This is a genomic window from uncultured Proteiniphilum sp., assembly GCF_937873925.1.
In the GTDB taxonomy this organism is placed as follows: Bacteria; Bacteroidota; Bacteroidia; order Bacteroidales; family Dysgonomonadaceae; genus Proteiniphilum.
The window spans coordinates 1-4,358 of record NZ_CALNAT010000125.1 but is presented as its reverse complement, the minus strand read 5'-3'; the positions used below and the strand labels follow the sequence as shown (position 1 = coordinate 4,358).

General features: G+C 42.6%; 5 protein-coding genes. All 5 read right to left on the bottom strand.

Going from position 1 to position 4,358, the window contains the following annotated elements; translation table 11 throughout:
- Positions 1 to 93 precede the first annotated feature (93 nt).
- The gene (locus Q0502_RS08125; RefSeq protein WP_286847154.1) at positions 94 to 864 is read right to left on the bottom strand and encodes an FAD:protein FMN transferase; all 771 of its coding nucleotides are present in this window, start codon (positions 862 to 864) and stop codon (positions 94 to 96) included.
- A 31-nt stretch (positions 865 to 895) separates the two neighbouring features.
- Complete coding sequence (locus tag Q0502_RS08120) at positions 896 to 2,305, bottom strand: putative oxidoreductase C-terminal domain-containing protein (protein ID WP_286847142.1); 1,410 nt, start codon at positions 2,303 to 2,305, stop codon at positions 896 to 898.
- Complete coding sequence (locus tag Q0502_RS08115) at positions 2,302 to 3,309, bottom strand: Gfo/Idh/MocA family oxidoreductase (RefSeq protein WP_286847145.1); 1,008 nt, start codon at positions 3,307 to 3,309, stop codon at positions 2,302 to 2,304. The genes Q0502_RS08120 and Q0502_RS08115 overlap by 4 nt, the downstream gene beginning before the upstream one ends.
- Positions 3,310 to 3,321: 12 nt before the next feature.
- A complete protein-coding gene (locus Q0502_RS08110) occupies positions 3,322 to 4,119 on the bottom strand; it encodes a glucosamine-6-phosphate deaminase (RefSeq protein WP_286847147.1) in 798 nt (265 codons plus the stop codon).
- Positions 4,100 to 4,358 (bottom strand): amidohydrolase family protein (locus Q0502_RS08105; RefSeq protein WP_298649438.1); only part of this gene is annotated, 259 nt, incomplete at its 5' end. The genes Q0502_RS08105 and Q0502_RS08110, both read right to left, overlap by 20 nt.

Below are 4,358 nucleotides of genomic sequence, written 5' to 3'. Positions count from 1 at the left end.
AAACGTAACCTAAGTCTTTGATAAATTGTCGCAGGCTCGTATCCACTTGTTTAGGCTTTTTGTTTGACATAATGTTACTTCACTAAAGTTAGACTAATATTCTACTGTATTTTGTACTTTAAAACCTTCTGTAATTCGTTTCTTTTCCGTATCATCGGCGATCATGAAAACTGTGCTTAGCACTTCAGCATCCAATGGATCTTTTGAGGTGATCGAGACGACCTTATTTCCTTTTATTGCTTCTCGCGACATAGGCCGTACTATATGGCCTGTGTAGGTCGGTGTATTTCCCGATACCGACAATGCCTCGTCCTTTAAAGAAATCTCACCTAAAACTTCATCATGGTTATATGGGTTTTCAATGCTCACCTTCCATGCATCTCCGTAAGGATGGTGCCCCATTCCCAGAATAGAACTGTTCCCGAAATCTACAAAACAGTGTTTTACTCCGGCTTGATGAATTAAATCCTTAATTTTCACCAGTGCATATCCTTTGGCATAGCCTCCAAAATCTAATGATATATCTTTTTTCAAAAAAATGACAGTGTGCTCTCTTTCATCCAGCAACACTTTTGAAAAATCATCCAATGTGATATCAAACAATCCCAATGTGCGGATATTGTATTGCCGGCAACTTTTCAGGATCGTCCACATCTCCTGGCTTACATGCACAGGTTCAAGAATAGCTTCGCGATTGATTTTTGAAGTTTCGCTTGTACTGCTAAAGCGATTAAAGATCCGGTCGAGCCGCCGAAGTTCGAAAACGACATCTTTCCAAACTTCCTGCGATTTCAATTTGTTTTGGCCGATGATAAGTATATCGAACCGTGTTCCCATGATGTTCTGCAATGAACCATGGAACATCTTTGATGATTCGTAATAAGTCCCGCCGATGTCAATCCCTATCTTTTGCAATTTCTACAGCTTTTGTTGTGATGTAATATTTTGCTAAGGTATTGATTTTTTCCCAGTCAGGCATATCGCGATTTACTAAGAAGCTGAAAAAACTTTCGGCAACATATTTGAAATGTGATTCGTGTCCCTCCCTGTTTTCGGAAGGAATATTGATGATATACTCCCCTTTTACGGTTGTAGGAGAAGCAGATACGAAAGGATAGGTTGTCCGGATTTTCTCGATCGCCTTTTGGAGGTTATCGGAAAATTCATTTTCATCCATCCCGTCGGTTTTTTGCACATACAGTTGTTTCACAAAATTCTGCTCTTTGTTCTGTATTGTTTTCAGCGTAGTTTTTGTTCCTTTTACAACCGACATGAAGGTATCTCCGCTACCTTCAGGCGCCTGGTAATTCCAAATAACTTTTAAGCCCACATTCCGGTGTTTTACATCGAAGTGGAGAGTGCCGTTGGCATACACCTTCAGTATGGAATTGTTGAGGTATTTTTGCAGGTAATCGGGGAAGGCGGTTTCACCGGTCGATTTTGTAAACTGCGGTAATGTGATCTCTGTTGCCCAATGAGAGGAAGAGATATTCCCGATATCCCGGGTGTAATTGATAGACTGTCCGGGAAAACATTTCCAGAACAACAAATCGATCAGGTGCGTGGTTACATCGGCAATCCCTTCGCCCTGTTGCTCCACGTCGTAATACCATGCCGGACGGATCAACGGGGTGCCGGACACTTCTTTATAGAAGTGATGCACGCTCTCCATATACACGGCGGGATCTTCCGGTGTTCCCGTTTTCAGCTCACCGAAAAAATCGGGATCGTTTATCAACTCTTTCTCGATGATATTTAGCATATCGTAACGTTCGGTCATCATATCATATAACAACACGTTTTGTGCCTCAGCATTGGCATACGCTTCTTCCAACAAAAGAAAATCTTCCCGGTTAATCGCCATCGGCTTATCCGACAAAACGTTTAATCCGGCATCTACCGCACTGAGAATATATTCGGTTTTCTCTTTATTGTTACCGGCAAGTACGACTACATTCCCTTTTTTGTCGGTTACCATCTTATTTAGAAAATCGTCGCCGGTATAGACAATTGTTTGCCAACTTGTAGGATCTTTATCTCTTTGGTTGAACGACTCAATGGCCGAAAGATACTGTTTTAATCCGGTATCTTCGGCGGGTGCATATATAAATACCGAATCGTTTACCTGTGGCATGGCGCTTTTTTGAAGCAGGTTGGCATGAAAATGCCCCGGGGCAAGGACGATCAGTTTTATTTCACCCTCTTTGCCGATAAATATCGTTTGGTTGCCCCGGGGGCTATTGTTCTTTTGCATACAAGAAAGTAATATCAGTCCGACTGCAATTATAGACCAACCCTTTTTCATTTTATTTTTAATTCCAGCAGTAATTCTTTAGCTTCTTTTAAGCCTTTACGATAGACATCCTCCATCAGGATGATTTTTCCATCATTACGCTTGCTTTCGTTCGAAGCCTCCATAAAGGTGAATATTTCGAGCGTTTCTTCTGCTGAAATCGGAGCAACGCGAGTTCTGAAAAATTTCAATATCTCCGTCAGTAGTACTTCATATCCCTCATAGGGACCGACAGGTTCCGCGCCTTTATCCGTAAAGGCTGTTCCTCCGTAGATACCCTTTCCCGCACGAAGGCCTCTGAACGTGCCTATCCTGCCATCGCTCCATAAGCCGGCGACTACGTCAGTTCCTTCAGCCGACATTCGATTCACGGATACACACCCCGTTCCCATAATAGTGAACAGGGTTTCCACGCCATGGATGCCATACCACCCAAAATCGGGATGCGATATTTCACGTGTTGCCGGAGAGTAACAATCCGCTCCTAAAACTTTACCATACTCTCCGTTGCGTAATTTTTGATTTTGCGGAACAAACCGTAGCGCGGATGAAGAGAAAATGGGAATATTATATTCCCTGGCTAATTGACAGATCGCTATGGATTGTGCCAAAGTGGCGCCAAGCGGTTTATCTATAAACATGATCTTACCTGCCTTGAACACTTCGTACGCCTGTTCCAGATGCAGGTTCCCATCGTTTGTTTCCAACATTACACAATCTACTTTTTTGAGCAATTCTGCTATGGAGGGAACAATCTCCACTCCCAATCCTTTAACCTGTTTTATATAATCAGGTATGCGGTCGTAACTCGATTTAATGGTTTTCGATCCGTAGGGATAGGCTGCGACAATTTTAAAATCTTTGAATTCTTCTTTTTTATCTTCTCCATTCAAAAATTTGGTAAAGGCAATAGAGTGAGAGGTATCGAGGCCGATGATGCCAATTTTTATTTGTTGTGCCTGGGCTATCCATAAAAGTCCGGACAAAATAGCTGACAAAATAACTTTTAGTCTCATAATGATTTTGTTTTAATTCAGTAATGACGCACTTTCTTTGTCCAGATACAATACAGCGCCTTTTTTCGTTCGTAAGATCGTAGCCGGGCATTCCTCGCTGATATCGTTATTCAGAGCGTGATACACGGCTTCAGCTTTATTTTTGGCCGGTACCATGCAGAACATATATTTTGCCCTTAACAGTGCCGGAATAGTCACGGTGATCGCATGGGTAGGTACCAAGTCTATTCCGGTGAAAAGGTTTTCATTGACTTGTTGTTGCCTGCAAGCCATATCCAGTTTTACCACTTTCACTAATTCAGGATCTTTGAAATCGGCTACTGGCGGGTCATTGAATGCGATATGGCCGTTCTCTCCGATCCCAAGACAAACAATATCAACAGGGTATTGATCCAATAAGCCGGCATACCTTTCGCACTCGGCAGAAGGATCTTCCGCTCCACCGTTTATCCCGTTTATATAATGGACACTTTTAAAGGGAACTTTATCAAAAATGCGTTCTCTCAGGAAATTACCGAATCCCTGAGGGGCATTCTCTTCCAACCCAATGTACTCATCCATGTGAAAGGCATTGATCTTCTCCCACCGGATTCGTTTATCGGCAATCAGCTCCTTCATAAAATCGCTTTGTGAGGGTGCGGCGGCAAAGATCATATTGATTTCCTCTTTTTCATTGAACAGTTGCCGTATAGTATCCGATACATTAGCTGCCGCTTCCATACCCATCTCCTCCCGGGTATGAAAGATTTTCACTTCCAACATTCCTTTGGTGAATGTGATTACATTCGTGTTAGTTTCCGTATATGACATTTCCTTCCAAGATTGTGTATGAAACATTAATATTATTATCAAAAATAACCAGATCAGCATCTTTACCTTTTTGGACAGATCCTTTCTGCTGATCTATCCGCATGATGCGGGCCGGAGTTAAGGTCATCATTCTTACCGCCTCCACCAAAGGCACATCAGCAATGTTTACCATGGTCCTGACCAAACGGTCGGTGGTGGCAACGCTTCCGGCAAAAGCTGTCCGATCCGGTAGTTTTGCC

Coding starts and splice junctions, on each gene's coding strand:
- Q0502_RS08120 (WP_286847142.1), bottom strand. CDS start 2,305: ATGAAAAAGGGTTGGTCTATAATTGCAGTCGGACTGATATTACTTTCT.
- Q0502_RS08115 (WP_286847145.1), bottom strand. CDS start 3,309: ATGAGACTAAAAGTTATTTTGTCAGCTATTTTGTCCGGACTTTTATGG.
- Q0502_RS08125 (WP_286847154.1), bottom strand. CDS start 864: ATGTTCCATGGTTCATTGCAGAACATCATGGGAACACGGTTCGATATA.
- Q0502_RS08110 (WP_286847147.1), bottom strand. CDS start 4,119: ATGTCATATACGGAAACTAACACGAATGTAATCACATTCACCAAAGGA.